Genomic DNA, 15,630 nt, shown 5'->3' with positions numbered 1-15,630 from the left:
TCTCGACGTGCTGGTCGGCCTTGATCTCGGTTGCCGCATCACGGGAGCCGAGTTGCTGGAGCAGCATGAGCCGATTCTTGTCCTCGGCATCAGCGGCGACACACTCGCCTCCTTCGTGCGGCAGTATGCAGGGCTCGACGTTGCGCACCGCATCGCCATCGGCCCCGCGGCTGGCGGGCAGGCTGTGCAGGCGATCAGCCACGCGACCATCAGCTCCTATGCGCTGCATGACATCATTCTCGGCGCCGCACGGGCGGTTGCGAGGTCTCGCGGCTTGCCTTGCGCCCTCGGTGGAGGCGGTGCAGCACGGCTTGACCTTGACAGCTTCGAGCCAGAGGGCTGGGAGGAGTTGCGGGCAGCCGGCTCCATTGGCCGGCTCATGATCACCGCGGGGGAGGCTGCGGAAGCGCTCCGCCGTGCCGGCGCGACCAATTCGGCGTCCGCCACGCTGCCTCCGGAGTCGAACTACGTCGCACTTTATGCCGCGCTCGCTACGCCAGCCCAGATCGGCGCCAACCTGCTCGGCCGGGCGGAACATGCTCGTCTGCTCGCCGAGGCGGCACCTGGGTCGAGTTTCATCTTTCTCGCCGGCGAGGGCGCCTATTCCTTCAAGGGCACCGCCTGGGTGCGGACCGGCACCTTTGAGCGGATTCAGCTTGTTCAGGCGGAGCGCACCATCGCTCTGACTGCCACGGAGCACCGCCCAGTCGCGCGTTTGCGTGCCGCCGGGGCGCCGGAATTACGCGAGACAGCGCTGTTCCTCTTGCCGCCGGAAGCCGGATTTGACCCGGGCCGTCCCTGGCGGCTGGACCTAGCCATCGCCGGGCACCGTGCTGAGGCCGGTGCCGCCCTAGCGGTCTTCGCCCTGCCTTATACTTTACCGAGGCGCCACCTCTTGCCGGCTCCACCATCATCGGAGGCGGCGGAGACAGGGGAGGAGGCCGCTGTTCCGCTCTGGCGCCGGGCCTGGGCGGCGCAGTCGGGGCGCCTTGCCGTCCTTGCCCTCGCCCTGGTCGCGCTCTGTACCGTGCTGATGCTGCAGAATCCGCTTTCGCGGCGACCACCCTTGTGGCGAGCGGTCCGCGTCACTGGGCTCGCCTTCACTCTGGTCTGGCTCGGTTGGTATGCGGGGGCGCAGCTCTCAATTGTCAACCTGCTCTCCTTTATCGCGGCGCTGCGGACGGGCTTCAGTTGGGAGCCTTTCCTGCTCGATCCTCTGGGCTTCGTCCTCTGGGCCTTCGTCGCCGTGTCGCTGCTGTTCTGGGGCCGCGGTATCTTCTGCGGCTGGCTTTGCCCTTTTGGTGCGTTGCAGGAGTTGCTGAACCTTGGCGCGCGTCGTCTGGGCATGCCGCAGTTGGCGATTCCCTTCGCGGTTCACGAGCGGCTCTGGCCGGTGAAATACATTATCTTCCTCGGTCTGCTTGGGCTCGCCCTGGGCCCAACTGCGCTGGCCTTCATGGCGGCGGAGGTGGAGCCTTTCAAAACCGCCATCATCCTGCGGTTTGTGCGCTCCCCGCCTTTCGTCGCTTATGCGTTTGCGCTGTTGCTGGCCGGCCTCTTTGTCGAGCGCTTTTTCTGCCGCTACCTCTGCCCACTCGGCGCGGCGCTGGCGCTGCCGGCACGGCTCGGCATCTTTCAGTGGTTGCGGCGCCATCGGCAATGCGGTGCGCCTTGCCAGCTCTGTGCCGTGAGCTGCCCGGTGCAGGCAATCCATCCGGAGGGCCGCATTAACCCGAATGAGTGCATCACCTGCTTGAAATGCCAGACGCTCTATCACGATGAGCGGCGTTGCCCGGCGCTGCGCCTGCGGCAGAAGACGCAGCCGGCCGGGCGAGGAGGTCTGCCATGACCCAAGGTCGCGCCATAGTCCTAAGCGGTCCGCTACGTCGCCGTGCGTTGGGGATCCTCGCCGTTGGCGGCGGGCTGGGTGGCTCGGCGGCGTTGCAGGAGCGGGGCCGGCCACCGACCCCCGTGCAGGAATGGCGAGGCGCGGCGCTCGGTGCCGAGGCGCACATCCTGCTGTTGCACCCTGATCCGGCGAAGGCGCGGCTCGCGTTGGGAGCCGTGGTCGCGGAGATTGAGCGGCTTGAAAGCGAGTTCAGCCTTTTTCGAGCTGATTCGGCGCTGTCACGCCTCAACCGCGACGGCTGCTTGCCTCGCCCGTCCCTCGACATGCGCCAGCTGGTCGCGGAGGCGCTGCGGCTCGGCGATCTGACGGAGGGCGTCTTCGATGTGACCGTCCAGCCGCTCTGGAGGCTGCACGCCCGGTACGCAGATGGTCCGCCGCCGGCAAAGCTCGCAGCTGGGCTGGCCCTGGTGGGTTACCGCCATATCGATCTCGGGGCTGCTATCCTGCGGTTCGCTCGCCCAGGCATGGCGATAACGCTGAACGGTATCGCCCAGGGCTATATCACGGACCGAGTGACGGATATGTTGCGCGACGCCGGCCTGCCGGATGTGCTGGTGGATGTCGGTGAGTTGCGCGGCACTGGACGGGGCCTGGATGGCCATCCTTGGCGCGTCGGGCTCGAGCATCCCGCCGTTCGCGATCGAAACTTGGAGGTGAGCCTTGCGGACGCTGCGGTGGCGACGTCTTGCGGGCGCGGAACCCCGTTCTCAGCGGATGCCTGCCGTCACCACATCCTCGATCCATGCACGGGCCTGTGTCCGCCTGCCGATCGTGCCGCCTCGGTGACCGCGCCGAACGCGACCTTGGCGGACGGCTTGGCAACTGCGCTGGTCTTGCTGCCGCACCAGGCAACAAGCCTGGTGCGGCGCGCAGGGGCGGTCGACGCGATTCTCTCGGAGCCGGGACTACCCTTACAACGCGTCGGCTGAACTCAGCCCAAACGCCAGGGTCAGCTGCTCTGCTGTTTCAAATAGGCGATCAAGTCGTTGAGTTGCTGCTCATTTTTGAGCCCCGGATAAGCCATGGCGGTGCCCGGGACGACTTCTTTGGGGTTACGGAGATAGGGGTGCAGGTTCTCCTCAGTCCAGGTCCAGCCCTGCTCACCTTTTTCCTTCATAGCATTGGAATAACGGAAACCTTCGACCGAAGCGGCCTTTCGGCCGACCACGCCGTGCAGGTTGGGGCCGACACCGTTCCGCCCTCCGGCATCGACGGTGTGGCATGCGCGGCACTGGTTGAAGACGCGCTGGCCGGCGGCCGGGTCGCCACCCTGCTGCGCGAGGGCGGGGCTGGCGGCCGACAGCAGGAGGGCCAGGGGTAGGCTGGTGCGGGGCATGGGGTCTCCTCTCATGCAAGGTCCGCCCGCCGCAGCGTTCGGATGACACGGCGGCAGCGGCCCGGTTGCGCCGCAGTCACTCAATACTGCGGCGGGTTCTCGACGGTCTCGGCGCGCAGCTCCATCGGCTCGCCGAGCTTCCGCGCGGTCTCGAAATGCGTCCGCACGGAGGAGAGGGCGGTGATGCCGAGGCGCTGCAGCGCCGGGTCGGGCGAGTTCGAGGCCATGGTCTGGAACAGCTCCGCCATCGGCCGGTAGAGCCCGAGCTGGCGCGCGAGGAAGGCGCGGTCAAAGGCTTCCCCCGACGTCTGGCGCAGGGCGTCGAGGGAGGGGTCCTGGATCCGCGCTGCGGCTCGGTTCGGCAGTTCCAGCTTCCGCTCCGCAGCCACTGCGGCGAGTCCCTGGCGGAAGCGGCCGTGGTCGGCGGCGATGGCCTCGGCGAGCTGCCGCACCTGCGGCGAGGCCGCCCGCTCCGCGCCGAGCTGCCCGGCCTCGGCCTGGGCGTCGGAGAACAGGGCAGCGCGCTGCAGCACGCGGAGGTCCTCGATGGGCATGCCCTGGCCGGGCTGGGACGGCAGGCGGGGGGTCGGGTCGGGCGTAATCCGGGTCTGCGCGCCCGCCGCGCCTCCCGCCAATGCGGCGGCGCCCGCGAGCAGGAGGGTGGTCCGTCTCAGCATGCTGGTGTCCTCATGCGGGTGGCCCACTCAGCCCGTGACCTGGCGGTAGATCGCCGGCAGCGCGGCGGGCAGGCGGCTGATGTCGGGGAAGATGGCGTAGGCGCCGGGGCCGAAGATGTAGGGGAAGTAGTCCCGCGCCTCGCGGTCCACGGTGATGCCGAAGACCTTGCAGCCGGCGCGCCGCGCCTCGCGGATGGCCATGCGGGTGTCCTCCACGGCGTACCGCCCCTCGTAGTGGTCGGCGTCGTTCGGCTTGCCGTCGGTCAGCAGCAGGAGCAGGCGGTGGCTGCGCGGCCGCTCGGCCAGGCGGCGCGTCGCGTGCCGCACCGCGGCGCCCATGCGGGTGTAGTGGCCGGGCCGCAGCGCCCGGATGCGGCGGACGACCGGCGCGTCCGGCCGCTCCTCGAAATCCTTGACCGTCCGCACCCAGACCGCGTCGCGGCGGCGGGAAGTGAAGGTGAGCACCGCGTGCTCGTCGCCGCAGGCATCCAGCCCCCCCACGAGGGCGAGCAGCGCCTCCTTCTCCACGTCCAGCACCCGCCGGTCGGAGACCCAGGCGTCGGTGGAGAGCGAGACATCGACCAGCACCAGCACCGCCAGGTCGCGCTGGATGTTGCGCGCGGCGCTGTGGACCCGGTCGCTGCCCGGCGCGCCGGCGCGCCGGTCGGCGAGGCTGCGCACCAGGGCCGAGAGGTCGAGCTCCTCCCCGTCCGGCTGGCCGTGCAGCACCTGCCGCCGTGGCCGGAGCGCCTCGAACTGCCGGCGGACCCGGCGGATGCGGCGGCGCGCCGCCTCGTCCGGACGCCAGTCCTCGCCCGGCCGGGGCTCGTCCGGCGCCGGCTCCACGAGCACGCGGCAATGCGCGGGCCTGTGGCGGCCGATGCGGTGGTCCCACTCCGGATAGGTGAAGCTCTCGGGCACCGCCGCGAGCGGCTCCTCCGCCACCGCGGCGGATGGCAGGTCCAGTTCCATCTTCAGACGGGTCGCTGCGCGGCGCTGATGCTCGCCGATGCTGATCTCGTCCAGGTCCTCGGCGGCCTGCCGGGCACCCGCCTCGTCGTCGTCCTCAACGGGGCGGGCGAGGTTCATCATCTCGGCCAGGCCGAGGATGGTCTCGAAGCGGTTCAACAGCAGCGGGTCGCGCCGCCGGGCCTGGTCCTCACGCCGCCGGGCCCGGCGGCGGCGTCCTCCGGCCTCGGGCGCCAGGCCGCCGCCCTCTTCCTGCCCGGCTTCGGTCCGTGCCGCCGCCGCCGGCGGCGGCGGTCCCACTTCGCCCCAGAGCGGCACGGGAAGGAAAGGATGGTAGCCGCGCCCCGCCCGGAGCCCGTCCAGGGGCGTGGCCGGGTCGAGCAGCGCGGCGGCGCGCGGCGGCAGCGGTGCCGGGTTGCCGAGAGCAGCTCGCACGGCGGCCTCTGCCGCTGCCTCGTCGCCGGACAGGCGCCGCGCCGGGCGGGCCTCGCGGAGGGCCGTGGCGAGGCCGAGATGCAGCGGCCGCAGGCCGGGCAGCGCCGCCAGCAGCCGCCCGGTATGCGCGGTGGCGGCGCGCAGCCGGGCGGCGTCGGCCTGCAAGGGATCGGCCGCTTCAGCCAGTGGCGGCTGCGGCAGGGCAAACCAGGCGGCGAGCCACTCGTAGAGCGCCTCGTTGTCGGCCCGCCCGGGCAGCAGGTCCAGCACCGGCGGCAGGTGCAGCGTCGCGCCATCGAAGCGGGCGACCTCGAGCTTCTCCGCCGCGCCGAGGCCGAGCCGGCCGCGCAGGCCGAGCCGGTGGCGCGAGAGGGTGGCGTCCCCGGCCGCGAACTGCACCCCGCCCGCACCGCCGAGGGCCCGGAACATGACGCCGAGCCGGGTCCGCACCTCCTCCAGTCGCACCGCCACGTCCGGGTGGTGCGGCCAGGATCGGGCACCGCCCACCAGGCGGTGCCAATGGTGGCCGACGGTCTCCTCGGGCTCGAAGCTCCAGCCCATGCCGCTAGCCCAGCGTGATCTCGGCGACGCGCAGCAGCGCCTGGCGCACCTCGGGCTCGTCGGTCAGCGGCTCGACCATGGCGGCGCGGATCGCGCGCTCCGGCTTCATTCCGGCGGCGATCAGCGTCGCGCAGTAGACCAGCAGGCGGGTGGAAACGCCCTCCTCCAGGTCCTGGCCCTTGAGCTCGCGCAGCGCGCCCGCCAGCCGCACCAGCGGCACGCAGCGGTCGCGCGGCAGGCCGCTCTCGGCCGCGACGATGGTCGCCTCGGCCTCCGGCGGCGGGAAGCCGAAGTCGAGGGCGAGGAAGCGCTGCCGCGTGCTGGGCTTCAGGCCCTTCAGCACGTTCTGGTAGCCCGGGTTGTAGGAGACGACGAGCATGAACTCCGGCGGTGCGTGCAGCAGTTCCCCCGTCCGCTCCAGCGGCAGCACGCGGCGGTCGTCGGTGAGCGGGTGCAGGACGACGGTGACGTCCTTGCGCGCCTCCACTACCTCGTCGAGGTAGCAGATCCCGCCTCCCCGCACGGCGCGGGTCAGCGGCCCGTCGGTCCAGACCGTGTCGCCGCCCTGCAGCAGGTAGCGCCCGGTGAGGTCGGCCGCCGTCAGGTCGTCATGGCAGGCGACGGTGAACAATGGCCGCCCGAGGCGCGCGGCCATGTGGGCGACGAAGCGGGTCTTGCCGCAGCCGGTCGGCCCCTTCAGCAGCAGGGGCAGGCGGTGGCGGAAGGCCTGCTCGAACAGCGCGCACTCGTCGCCTGTCGGGGCGTAGTAGGGGACGGCGGGCTCCGCCGTCCCTATTGCCGCAGCGCTCATTCGGCGGGCTGCGGCGCGGCTGTCATGTGCGCCGGCCGCTCCTCTCGCACCGGGCCGAAGACCGACCAGACGAAGAGCAGGCCGCCCAGCAGCACGAAGGCGCCGGCGCCGAGGCGCATCCAGTAGAAGAGCTGGATCTGGTCCTGCGCTTCCATGTAGGTCATGCCCATCACCCGCTGCAGGTGCACCTGCACCACGCCGCCGAAGGTCAGGGTGACCGCCATGAAGACCACCGAGGAGGTGGTGATCCAGAAGCTCCACATGTTGAGCACCTGGTTGTAGGGCTGCCGCCCGCGCAGGTAGGGCATGGCGTAGGTGATGACCGCCATGTTGATCATCGCGTAGGCGCCGTAGAAGGCGAGGTGGCCGTGCGCCGCGGTGATCTGGGTGCCGTGGCTGTAGTAGTTCACCCAGCTCAGCGTGTGCAGGAAGCCCCAGACGCCGGCGCCGAAGAAGGCGCCCACCGTGCAGCCGAGCGACCAGAGCATGGCCGCCTTGTTCGGATGGTCGCGGCGGCCGCGCCAGACCATGGTGAAGGCGAAGATCACCATGGTGAAGAAGGGCGCGATCTCCATGGTCGAGAAGATGTTGCCCACCCACTGCCAGTAGCCGGGCGCGCCGATCCAGTAGTAGTGGTGCCCGGTGCCGAGCAGGCCGGAGAAGAGGGCGAGGCCGACGATGCCGTAGAGCCACTTCTCTACCACCTCGCGGTCCACCCCGGTGAGCTTGATGACCAAGAACGCGAGGATGGAGGCCATCACCAGCTCCCACACGCCCTCGACCCAGAGGTGGATGACGTACCACCAGTAGAGCTTGTCGACGGCGATGTTGCTGGGGTTCCAGATGGCGAACAGCCAGAACACCGCGATGCCGATCATCCCCAGCATGAGGACGCTGGTCACTGCGGTGCGGCGGCCGCGCAGGATGGTGGCGCCGATGTTGTAGAGGAAAATCAGCGCGACGACGACGATCGCCCACTTGATCCAGAGCGGCTGCTCCAGGAACTCCCGCCCGCCATGGATGCCCATGAGGTAGCCGCCGACGGCCACGAGCGCGCCGACCAGCAGCAGACCGAACTGGACATAGGCAAGCAGCGGGCTCTCGATGTCGCGCTCGGCCTCCTCCGGCACCAGGTAGTAGGCGGCGCCGAAGAAGCCCATCAGCAGCCAGACCACCAGGGCATTGGTGTGGATCATGCGGAGGATGTTGAAGGGCACCACCTCGGCCAGGAAGTTCGGCATGGCGTAGACCGCCGCCGCGAGCAGGCCGAAGAGGAGCTGGACGGCGAAGAGGGCCATGGCGCCCGCGAAGTAGACGAGCGCGACCTTTTGGCTGGCGTATTTCATCCCGGCATTCTCCCCTTCAGCCCGCCTGGTTGGGTGGCCAGCCCTGGGTGTTGATCCTGCTGACGAATTCGAGGAAGTCGGCGAGGTCGCTCACCTCCTGGTCGGACAGGTGGAATTGCGGCATCTGCCGCCGGCCGGGCACGCCGCTGGGCTGCGAGGCCATCCAGGCCGCGAGCATGCCGCGCGCCGCCTCGCGGTCTTGGTCGCCGCCGTAGCGTTTCCAGACATTGCCGAGCTCGGGCGCGAAATAGGCGCCCTCGCCGAGCAGCGTGTGGCAGTTGATGCAGGAGTTGCGCTCCCAGACCGCTTTCCCGCGGACCACCCCATCGGACAGGGCGGAGGAGGGCGCGCTCGTGCCGGTCATGTAGAGGTGGCTGTGGATCGTCAGCGCGACAAAGACGACCAAGAAAAAAGTCGAGCCTCCGTAAAAAATGTTGCGGGTCGCTGCCTTGGTCAGGCGCTCAGGCATGATCTCCGGCTCTCCCAATCTATGGCGGCACCGTCGCGTGCGCGGAAACTTTGGGCCGCTTGGATGCACCCAGTATGCTCTGCGGACATGCTGAGTGGATCACGGCTACTGCACGTCTACGGATCCTGATGCTGGATGGTGGGGCACGTGGCTCCGGACAGCCTACACTCCATTTTCGCCAACAAGATTCCCCCTCTTCGCCGGTAAACTGGCAAATGCCCTGTTCATTTTGCTAAAAATCTTCTGCGGAATGGTGAAGTTCGCGGCAGATCCGACCGTACGGCTAGCTCGCCGGGAATGAACTGCGCTCTCGAACGGCTGCCTCTACCTTCAGGGCGAATTGGTAAGATCAGGCGTCTCGAATGCAGGAACGCTGCCCTTCACCGAGTTGGTAGTTCCGTCGTTTTAGCCCCATGGCATGCGTGCGACTCACCCCCCCCTCAAGCCGTCGGTCTCGTTTCGCGCGAGGCAGCTCGTGCGACGGCCCCCACTCCATCGTCCCCTTTTTATGCAGTGATCCTCGCCTTCGCTCTTTGCGCCGGGACAAACACGGGCACTGTGAAAGTGCCGGGAAAGTTACTCAGCGCAGGTTCTCCGAAGATTGTGATGCGTCCCTGCCCGCACCGATCTTCTCTAAGCCCTTTGGGTTAAGGATGACGACCCGCTGCCGTCCGCTGGAGACGAGGCCCCGCCGCTCCCATTCGCTGAGCGTACGGCTGACGGTGTGCAAGGTCGTGCCCGCCATCTCGGCGATGTCCTGCCGGGAGAGCGGAAAGCCGAGTTCCACGGTGTCTCCAACCGGCGGTCCGGCCTGGCTTAAGAGGCGCAGCAGTGCCCTGGCGATGCGGCGTTCGACGGGCTCGGTCGTGAACTCTCGAAGGCGGAGCAGCATCTCCTCCGTCCGACCACCAACCATCTCGAGGGCGTTCGCGGTGACGCTAGGATGTTGCTCCATCAGTTCGGCCCAGCGAGCGATAGGCCAGCTAAGGACGCGGCTGTCCACGACTGCCGTGGCAGTCGCCGGGTACGAGATGCGGCGGAAGGCTGCGACGCACCCGGGCACCTCGCCGGGCTCCATGAACCGGATGGTCAGGGCGGTGCCGTTCCCGGCTGTGTGGGCGACCTTCAACCGCCCCTGCGCCAGCAGATGCAGGTTCGCCGGCTCGCCACCTTGCCGAAACAGGGCCTGACTGGCCCGGATTTGAAGTGGGGTCGCCGCAGCGGCAATAGCCTCGATCACCTCGGTGCCGAGGCCCGCGAACAGCTGAGTGCGGCCCAAAAGATCCACGTCATTTCGCCGGGACATGTTGTGCTTGTCTCCCACCTTAATCCAGGTCGCGGGTTCCAACGCAGGAGAGGCCGCGGAACTTCTGGCCGAGCCTGAGCGCCCATTGCCGGACGGTATCATGGTACCGACGTGTCGGCCCGCCGGACGACGCCCGGCGATCGGGCGGGAGGTTACTTCATAGGAGCCTGAGGCCGTCCATCCCGTCACAGTCCTGTCCGCCCACCGGACCGCCGGACTCGCACCCAGCCGGAGAACCGGCGGCATGAACGAGGCCAACCCGCACGACATCATTGTCGGTATCGACACCCACAAGCACACCCACGCCGCCGTGGCCATCACCGGGCTCGGCGCCCGGGTCGGGGAGCTGACGATCCGGGTCGGCCTTGGTGGTTACCGTGAGCTCGAGGCCTGGGCCCAGTCGCTGGGAGCCAGCCGTTTGCGCCTTTGGCATCGAGGGCACGGGCTCGTACGGCGCCGGCCTGGCGCGCTTTCTCCGCGCGGCGGGCCGTCCCGATCGCGGGCTGCGCCACTGGCATGGCAAGACGGACCACCTTGATGCCGACGAGGTGGAGATGATCAGGCATCTCAAGGTGGCGCGTGACACCGCGGTCAAGGCGCGCACCCAGGCCATGCTGGCGCTGAAAGCCATCATCGTCAGCGCTCCGGCGGCTCTGCGCGAGCAGCTCTCGAGGCGATCACCGGCAAGATGGCGCTTATCCGGCATCTGGCGGCCTTGCGACCGGGGCCGCTGACCACGACCACCACCTCAGCCAATGCCAGTCTGCGCGCCATCGCCCGACACTGGCTCGACCTAAACCGCGTCTACTTTGAGACCCGTAGCGCTGCCGCTAGCGGTTGAAGGCTCTGCCATCGGGGCGTGGTCACAGGGGCGGAACTATAGGTTCCGAAGTGGACGCGGTTTAGATGTCGAGATCGGGTCGCACGACGCCCATCTCGACCGGTTGACGGAGTGGTGCGCGCCGGAGATGGTCGCGGCGCATGGCATGGGGACCGCGACCGCGGCGGAGATGCTTATCCTCGTCGGCGACGAACCGGAGCGGATCCGCGCCGAAGCCGCCCTCGCCCAGCTCTACGGTGCCTGCCCAGTCCCGGCCTCGAGCGGCAAGACCAGCAGGTAGGGGCTGAACCGCGGCGGGCACCGGCAGGCCAATGCAGCCCTTCACCGCGTGGTCGTCGTGCGCATGCGCACCCACCAGCCCACCCTCGACTACGTCCGCTGCCGCACCGCCGAGGGCAAGAGCAAGCGGGAGATCATCCGCTGCCTCGAGCGCTTCGTGGCGCGCGAGATCTTCGGCTACTTCTGCCGCGTCCCCAAGCCCACCCGCCCAGAGCAAGCCTCCGCTTGATCACTATAGGAGCACCGGTGCCGCACGATGGTCCAGGTGACCGGCTGCACCACCCCAAGCCCGCCGCCCCGACTACCGCGAGCACGGCCAGCATTGCCTCCGGTCCATGGGAAGCGGAGCCGAGCCCATCGAGACCCATGGCTGGCACGCCCTCGAAGGCGCCGATCTTCCGACCCTCGGCCTCCCGGTTAGCGAGCCGTCGGCCGAGGGGAAGGGTGGTGATCGACATGGAGCCTCAACGCAGCATCTACTCTGGATCTAATGCGAGAGGGCGCGAAAGGGTTACCGGCGGGACCGTTCTGTCTTGATCCTGAAGCAGCCAATAGCCCGTGCGGGGCGGCGTGTTTCCCGGTGCCCTTCAGCCCGGCTTACCATCCGCCCGGGGCCGCAGGAGCATCGGCCCGTGCGCGGCCAGGAACAACCCGAAGGCCAGGATCCAGAGCGCGCCGGCGGCGGCGTAGGCCGAGGTGCCCGGCACCAGGATGGGCCCGAAGACCCGCAGAAGCGCCGAGATGGGCAGGAGCACCCACGCCGCGACGGTCAGGCGCGGCGCGACGAGCGGGTAGCCCGTGTGGCCCATCGTCGCCCGCGGCATCACGGCCAGGATCATCAGCCCGACCGCGCCAATGCCCTGCAGGTGCAGCCAGTTCGCCGCCCATCCTGCGTCCGCCAGCAGGCAGGACGCTTTCACCGCCAGGGCCACGGGGACCATGAGGTAGGCCAGGTGCAGCACCCACAGGATCGGCTGATCCAGTGTCCGGAGCCCCCACCAGCGCGACAGGCGGAGCAGCGCAAGGGCCGCCGCGACGGCCGAAACCAGTCCGGCGACGATGCCGCCAGGCGCCACTAAGTCCACGAGGGCGACCGTCACCAGTGCCGCAACCCCAGCCGTGTCCACCCCGGGTAATGGGTGCGGCTCGACCTCCTGGCCAGCCTTCTTCAGGGCACTGCGGGTGAAGGCCGGGATGATGCGCCCGCCGATGAGGCCGACAAGGGCCAGGGCGACGTCGAGCGAGAGCAGCGCGCCGCGCGCGAAGGTGCCGTCCCACCATCCCGCGGCGTCGCCCAGCATGAGGACGTCGCCAGCCCAGAATGCCAGGATCAGCGCGGGCGGCCCGAACAGGCGCGGCGTCGCGGCTTGGATCACTGCTGGGAGCACGGTGGCCAGTAGCGCCGGAATCGGCAGAAGGGCGACGATGGCGGCGATCGGCGCGGGCACCGGGGATCCCGGCAGCAGGACGAGGCGCGCCGCGACGAACAGGGCCGCCAGCAGCGCCAGGGGCGCGCCCGAGTAGGCGGGGCAGCCCGTCCAGTTCGGGATGGCGGTGAGCAGGAAGCCGGACAGGGCGGCACCGATGAAGCCCGCCAGCATCTCGTGCCCGTGCCACCGGGCGCCCGGCAGGGGTCCTTCGGGCAGCCCTGCCCCGTGCAGCGCCGCGACCCAAAGCACGATGGTGACGATAGCCGAAATGGCGCAGAGCAGGAAAAACGGCCTCAGTCCCTGGCGGAAGAGGGCGAGCCCGGCGGGAGCCGCCGCGTCTGCGGCGTTGTCAGCCGCGCTCATCAGGCAAGCCCTTTCAGCAGGGTGCTGCCGCCGTCGTGCCGCAGGACATGCGCCTCCACGCCCGGCAACAGCCGCAGTGTCGCGGCGACGTCCTCCTCGGACATCAAGGAAAACGCCGTCGACAGGGAGTCGGCCAGCGTGGCGTCCGGCGCCACGACCGACACGGCGCGGTGCAGCCGGGGGCTGCGGCCGCTGCGCGGGTCAAGCAGATGGGTGAAGCGCCCGGCAGGGTCGAAGACAAAGCCGCCGTCGCCCGACGTCGCCAGCGCACGGTCGACCAAATCGACCTCGCCCCACAGACGGCCAGGCATTTCCGGATCCTCCAGCGCCGCCTGCCAGGGTCGGCCGCCGGGGTGCCCGCCGATGGCCCTCGTCTCGCCGAGATCCACCAGGGTCTGGCTCACCCCCGCCCGGCGCAGCAGGTCGACCACCCGGTCCGTGATGTAACCCTGGGCGATGCCGTTCAGCGTCACGGCCATGCCCTTCTGAGCCAGCGCGATGCGGTCCGGCGAGACGAGCAGGCGGCGCTGGTCCACCAGCGTCAGGGCCGCCTCGACGGCAACCCAGGGCGGGCCTGACGGGCTGGCGTCCTCAACCCCGAAGTAGCCGCGGTAGAGCCCCCAGAGCGGCTGGACGGTCACGTCGAACAAGCCGCCGGTCAGCGCGGCGGCACGCTGCGCCGCGGTCAGCAGGCCCACCATGTCGGGCGGCGGCGCTGCCAGCACGCCATGGCGGTTCAGCTCGGAGAGCTGGCTGTCCTTGCGCCAGAGGCTGAAGAGCATCTCAAGTCGTTCAATCTCGGCAACGCTGCGCTTAATGAGTTTGCGGGCCACCACCGGGTCCGGGTGGTGAAGGTGGATGCTGCCGACTCCGCCCAGCACCGGCCCGCTCCAGGTGATGAGGGACGCCGCGTCAGCGCGTGCGGAGGAGCTGCCAGGCCGCGGCAGGCCAGCGGCAGCGGCGAGAATGCAGAGAGCGCGGCGGCGCATGCGTTGCTCCTTCAGTGCTGAGGTGCCGCGGCGGAGGAAGGGTGCTGGTGGCCCTCGTGAGCGTGCTGCGCGGGAGGGGGCGCGGCGGCCTGGGGCGATGTCGGCGGCTCCGCCTGGGAGGCGCCCGTCTCGGCGGCCCCGCCGACGTCGCCCAGCACCCAGTCGCGCGGGAGGTCCGGCATTCGCAGGACGCGGCCGCCGTGCTCGGCGGCAAAGTGGTCGGCAGCCACGCGGTCGGAGAAGGGCACCGCCTCCTCCGCCCCCATGCCGCCGCGCCGGTCGCTGCCGAGGACGAACCAGGCCCGCCGCACCTCGACCCAGTTGTCCGGCCCCGGATGGTCCCAGTCAGGCGCCTTGCCCATGTCGGAGACATAGATGGCGTCGATCGCCTTCGACTCCTCGTCGAGATAGGTGAAGGCAACGGTGTCGCGGGCGGAGGTGAACCAGACCGGCCGCTTGTCGCCGCGCAGCAGGATCTGCCCCTTGGGGCCTGGGTGCTCGACCAGCGCCATGCCGCAGAAATGCCCGATCGCCTCGCGGGTCAAAGCTACAGGCGGCGGTGCCTTGGCGGCCGCCTTGTCATTGTCGTCGCAGCCTGCCGCCAGCAGGGCGAGGAGCGCGAGGAAGACGGCAAGGCGCGGCATCACAGCTCCCTCCGGGAGAACAGGGCGGCCGCTGCGGCCAGCGGCAACAGCGCCCAGGCGACCAGCGCGGCCAGCAGAAGGGACGGCGACAGGCCGCTCTCCCCGCCCATCGCCGCCATCCCCGTGAGCGACCGCACGTCCGCGAGCCCTGCCAGGTTGAACAGGCGATAGGCGTCTGCCGGGTTCAGCAGCAGCAGTGCGTCCACTACACTTCCGGAAAGGTGCTCGCCCTGGTCTGCGACCAGCAGCCCGAGGAGGCCCATGTCCCAGAGCAGCACCAGCAGTAGCCACAGGCCGACGGCGATGCCCGCTGCGGCGCCCCGGTCGCGCACCAGCGTGCTCGCCAGGGTGCCGAGCGCGACGAAGGCGGCGCCGAGCAGGACCGAGGAGCCGATCATGTAACCGAAGGCCCACCAGCCGTCGGGCGCGATCTGCGCTCCGGAGGCGACCAGCGCCGCGGCGGCGGCGCCGTAGCCGAGCACCGTCGCCAGCGCGAGAATAGCGACCTGGCCGAGGAACTTCCCGAGCAGCACCTGCCAGCGGGCCAGCGGGTAGGTCAGCAGCAAGAGCAATGTGCCGCGCTCCATCTCGCCGACCACGGCGTCGTGCGAGAGCAGCAGGGCGATGAGCGGCAGCAGGAATACCGACAAGCTGGAGAGGCTGACGACCACCACCTCGAGCGCCCCCACCCCGACCCGACCGGCGGGCGCGGCGCCCAGGAAGGTCAGCGTCAGGGCAAGCGCGGCAAGGAGAAGCGTGGCGGCGACGACCCAGCGGTTCCGGATTCCCTCGTGGATCTCCTTCTCCGCCACCAGCAGCACGGCCTTCATTCTGCCCTCCCGGCGCGGCCGTGCAGGAAATGGCCGTAGAGCTCGTCGAGCGTCGGCTGCAGCACCTCGACGTCGGCGACCTGCGGATCCTCGGCCGCCCGGCGCAGCAGCCCCATCTTCTCTCCCTGTAGGCAGGAGAGCTCGAACAGGCCGGGGCCGATGCGCCGCGCCTCGACGTCCATCCAGTCGAAAGCCGCGTCCTCCGCCAAGGTCAGGCGCAGGCGCACCGGCAGCATGGCGAGCTGGCGCAGCTTGCTCATGTTGCCGTCGGCGACCACCCGGCCATGGTCAAGGATGACCACGCGGTCCACCCGGCCCTCCAACTCCTCTAACAGGCTGCTGAAAAACTGTCGCGTTGGCGGCTCTGGCGTGATTCCTTCTGGTCAGGCGGGAGGCGGGCGATGCGCGGCACGGACGATCGGACGGAGAGCCTGT

General features: G+C 69.7%; 18 protein-coding genes. 6 read left to right on the top strand and 12 right to left on the bottom strand.

Features of this window, described 5'->3' with window-relative positions:
- The first annotated feature begins 7 nt into the window (after positions 1-7).
- Both DOO78_RS24900 and DOO78_RS24895 read left to right on the top strand, forming a co-directional pair.
- Entirely contained in the window at positions 8-1,849 is a 1,842-nt protein-coding gene (locus DOO78_RS24900; RefSeq protein ID WP_165839072.1) for a NosR/NirI family protein, read from the top strand.
- On the top strand, positions 1,846-2,838 hold the full coding sequence (locus DOO78_RS24895; RefSeq protein ID WP_111472599.1) for an FAD:protein FMN transferase: 993 nt from the start codon (positions 1,846-1,848) through the stop codon (positions 2,836-2,838). Before DOO78_RS24900 ends, DOO78_RS24895 begins: the two co-directional genes overlap by 4 nt.
- Before the next feature lie 20 nt (positions 2,839-2,858).
- On the opposite strand, the gene DOO78_RS24890 is transcribed toward DOO78_RS24895, so the two are convergent.
- From DOO78_RS24890 to DOO78_RS24860, 7 genes are all read right to left on the bottom strand, one after another.
- A complete protein-coding gene (locus DOO78_RS24890) occupies positions 2,859-3,245 on the bottom strand; it encodes a c-type cytochrome (RefSeq protein WP_111472598.1) in 387 nt (128 codons plus the stop codon).
- Between the two features lie 80 nt (positions 3,246-3,325).
- Positions 3,326-3,922 (bottom strand): DUF4142 domain-containing protein, encoded by a 597-nt coding sequence (locus DOO78_RS24885; protein WP_111472597.1) that lies wholly within the window; start codon positions 3,920-3,922, stop codon positions 3,326-3,328.
- Positions 3,923-3,949: 27 nt separating this feature from the next.
- The gene (locus tag DOO78_RS24880; RefSeq protein WP_111472596.1) at positions 3,950-5,887 is read right to left on the bottom strand and encodes a nitric oxide reductase activation protein NorD; all 1,938 of its coding nucleotides are present in this window, start codon (positions 5,885-5,887) and stop codon (positions 3,950-3,952) included.
- Positions 5,888-5,891: 4 nt separating this feature from the next.
- The gene (locus DOO78_RS24875; RefSeq protein WP_111472595.1) at positions 5,892-6,698 is read right to left on the bottom strand and encodes a CbbQ/NirQ/NorQ/GpvN family protein; all 807 of its coding nucleotides are present in this window, start codon (positions 6,696-6,698) and stop codon (positions 5,892-5,894) included.
- Positions 6,695-8,044, bottom strand: a complete 1,350-nt coding sequence (locus DOO78_RS24870; RefSeq protein WP_111472594.1) for a cbb3-type cytochrome c oxidase subunit I — start codon at positions 8,042-8,044, stop codon at positions 6,695-6,697. The genes DOO78_RS24875 and DOO78_RS24870 overlap by 4 nt, the downstream gene beginning before the upstream one ends.
- 16 nt (positions 8,045-8,060) lie before the next feature.
- A complete protein-coding gene (locus DOO78_RS24865; protein WP_456310007.1) occupies positions 8,061-8,450 on the bottom strand; it encodes a c-type cytochrome in 390 nt (129 codons plus the stop codon).
- A gap of 643 nt (positions 8,451-9,093) precedes the next feature.
- Entirely contained in the window at positions 9,094-9,819 is a 726-nt protein-coding gene (locus DOO78_RS24860) for a Crp/Fnr family transcriptional regulator (RefSeq protein WP_165839071.1), read from the bottom strand.
- A 244-nt stretch (positions 9,820-10,063) separates the two neighbouring features.
- Here DOO78_RS24860 and DOO78_RS27750 point away from each other — a divergent pair, with 244 nt between their 5' ends.
- The 4 genes from DOO78_RS27750 to DOO78_RS27930 all read left to right on the top strand — a co-directional run bounded on the left by DOO78_RS27750 (position 10,064) and on the right by DOO78_RS27930 (position 11,168).
- Complete coding sequence (locus DOO78_RS27750; protein WP_165839070.1) at positions 10,064-10,357, top strand: IS110 family transposase; 294 nt, start codon at positions 10,064-10,066, stop codon at positions 10,355-10,357.
- A 16-nt stretch (positions 10,358-10,373) separates the two neighbouring features.
- Positions 10,374-10,553 (top strand): hypothetical protein, encoded by a 180-nt coding sequence (locus tag DOO78_RS27745; protein WP_165839069.1) that lies wholly within the window; start codon positions 10,374-10,376, stop codon positions 10,551-10,553.
- Positions 10,554-10,787: 234 nt separating this feature from the next.
- Positions 10,788-10,940, top strand: coding sequence for a transposase (locus tag DOO78_RS28585; protein ID WP_408887587.1), 153 nt, complete (start codon positions 10,788-10,790; stop codon positions 10,938-10,940).
- 63 nt (positions 10,941-11,003) lie between these two features.
- Positions 11,004-11,168, top strand: coding sequence for a hypothetical protein (locus DOO78_RS27930; protein ID WP_207803048.1), 165 nt, complete (start codon positions 11,004-11,006; stop codon positions 11,166-11,168).
- A 358-nt stretch (positions 11,169-11,526) separates the two neighbouring features.
- On the opposite strand, the gene DOO78_RS24840 is transcribed toward DOO78_RS27930, so the two are convergent.
- The 5 genes from DOO78_RS24840 to DOO78_RS24820 are packed head-to-tail and all read right to left on the bottom strand — an operon-like array spanning position 11,527 to position 15,506.
- On the bottom strand, positions 11,527-12,732 hold the full coding sequence (locus DOO78_RS24840; RefSeq protein WP_111472589.1) for an NnrS family protein: 1,206 nt from the start codon (positions 12,730-12,732) through the stop codon (positions 11,527-11,529).
- Positions 12,732-13,721 carry an FAD:protein FMN transferase gene (locus DOO78_RS24835; protein WP_111472588.1) on the bottom strand — a complete coding sequence of 330 codons (990 nt, stop codon included), beginning with the start codon at positions 13,719-13,721 and terminating at the stop codon, positions 12,732-12,734. Before DOO78_RS24835 ends, DOO78_RS24840 begins: the two co-directional genes overlap by 1 nt.
- Before the next feature lie 11 nt (positions 13,722-13,732).
- A complete protein-coding gene (locus DOO78_RS24830; RefSeq protein WP_111472587.1) occupies positions 13,733-14,365 on the bottom strand; it encodes a nitrous oxide reductase accessory protein NosL in 633 nt (210 codons plus the stop codon).
- Positions 14,365-15,195 carry an ABC transporter permease subunit gene (locus DOO78_RS24825; protein WP_111472586.1) on the bottom strand — a complete coding sequence of 277 codons (831 nt, stop codon included), beginning with the start codon at positions 15,193-15,195 and terminating at the stop codon, positions 14,365-14,367. Before DOO78_RS24825 ends, DOO78_RS24830 begins: the two co-directional genes overlap by 1 nt.
- A complete protein-coding gene (locus DOO78_RS24820; protein WP_111472585.1) occupies positions 15,192-15,506 on the bottom strand; it encodes an ATP-binding cassette domain-containing protein in 315 nt (104 codons plus the stop codon). Before DOO78_RS24820 ends, DOO78_RS24825 begins: the two co-directional genes overlap by 4 nt.
- Positions 15,507-15,630 lie beyond the last annotated feature (124 nt).

Origin of the sequence: Roseicella frigidaeris (genome assembly GCF_003258945.1) — a bacterium.
In the GTDB taxonomy this organism is placed as follows: domain Bacteria; phylum Pseudomonadota; class Alphaproteobacteria; order Acetobacterales; family Acetobacteraceae; genus Paracraurococcus; species Paracraurococcus frigidaeris.
The sequence above is the reverse complement of the archived record's forward strand: the minus strand, read 5'-3'. Positions and strand labels throughout refer to the sequence as shown.

Bases quoted from the DNA above. Each gene is read 5' to 3' on its own strand.
- DOO78_RS24895 (WP_111472599.1), top strand. From the start codon at position 1,846: ATGACCCAAGGTCGCGCCATAGTCCTAAGCGGTCCGCTACGTCGCCGT.
- DOO78_RS24890 (WP_111472598.1), bottom strand. From the start codon at position 3,245: ATGCCCCGCACCAGCCTACCCCTGGCCCTCCTGCTGTCGGCCGCCAGC.
- DOO78_RS24885 (WP_111472597.1), bottom strand. From the start codon at position 3,922: ATGCTGAGACGGACCACCCTCCTGCTCGCGGGCGCCGCCGCATTGGCG.
- DOO78_RS24880 (WP_111472596.1), bottom strand. From the start codon at position 5,887: ATGGGCTGGAGCTTCGAGCCCGAGGAGACCGTCGGCCACCATTGGCAC.
- DOO78_RS24875 (WP_111472595.1), bottom strand. From the start codon at position 6,698: ATGAGCGCTGCGGCAATAGGGACGGCGGAGCCCGCCGTCCCCTACTAC.
- DOO78_RS24870 (WP_111472594.1), bottom strand. From the start codon at position 8,044: ATGAAATACGCCAGCCAAAAGGTCGCGCTCGTCTACTTCGCGGGCGCC.
- DOO78_RS24860 (WP_165839071.1), bottom strand. From the start codon at position 9,819: ATGTCCCGGCGAAATGACGTGGATCTTTTGGGCCGCACTCAGCTGTTC.
- DOO78_RS27750 (WP_165839070.1), top strand. From the start codon at position 10,064: ATGAACGAGGCCAACCCGCACGACATCATTGTCGGTATCGACACCCAC.
- DOO78_RS27745 (WP_165839069.1), top strand. From the start codon at position 10,374: ATGATCAGGCATCTCAAGGTGGCGCGTGACACCGCGGTCAAGGCGCGC.
- DOO78_RS28585 (WP_408887587.1), top strand. From the start codon at position 10,788: ATGGTCGCGGCGCATGGCATGGGGACCGCGACCGCGGCGGAGATGCTT.
- DOO78_RS27930 (WP_207803048.1), top strand. From the start codon at position 11,004: ATGCGCACCCACCAGCCCACCCTCGACTACGTCCGCTGCCGCACCGCC.
- DOO78_RS24840 (WP_111472589.1), bottom strand. From the start codon at position 12,732: ATGAGCGCGGCTGACAACGCCGCAGACGCGGCGGCTCCCGCCGGGCTC.
- DOO78_RS24835 (WP_111472588.1), bottom strand. From the start codon at position 13,721: ATGCGCCGCCGCGCTCTCTGCATTCTCGCCGCTGCCGCTGGCCTGCCG.
- DOO78_RS24830 (WP_111472587.1), bottom strand. From the start codon at position 14,365: ATGCCGCGCCTTGCCGTCTTCCTCGCGCTCCTCGCCCTGCTGGCGGCA.
- DOO78_RS24825 (WP_111472586.1), bottom strand. From the start codon at position 15,195: ATGAAGGCCGTGCTGCTGGTGGCGGAGAAGGAGATCCACGAGGGAATC.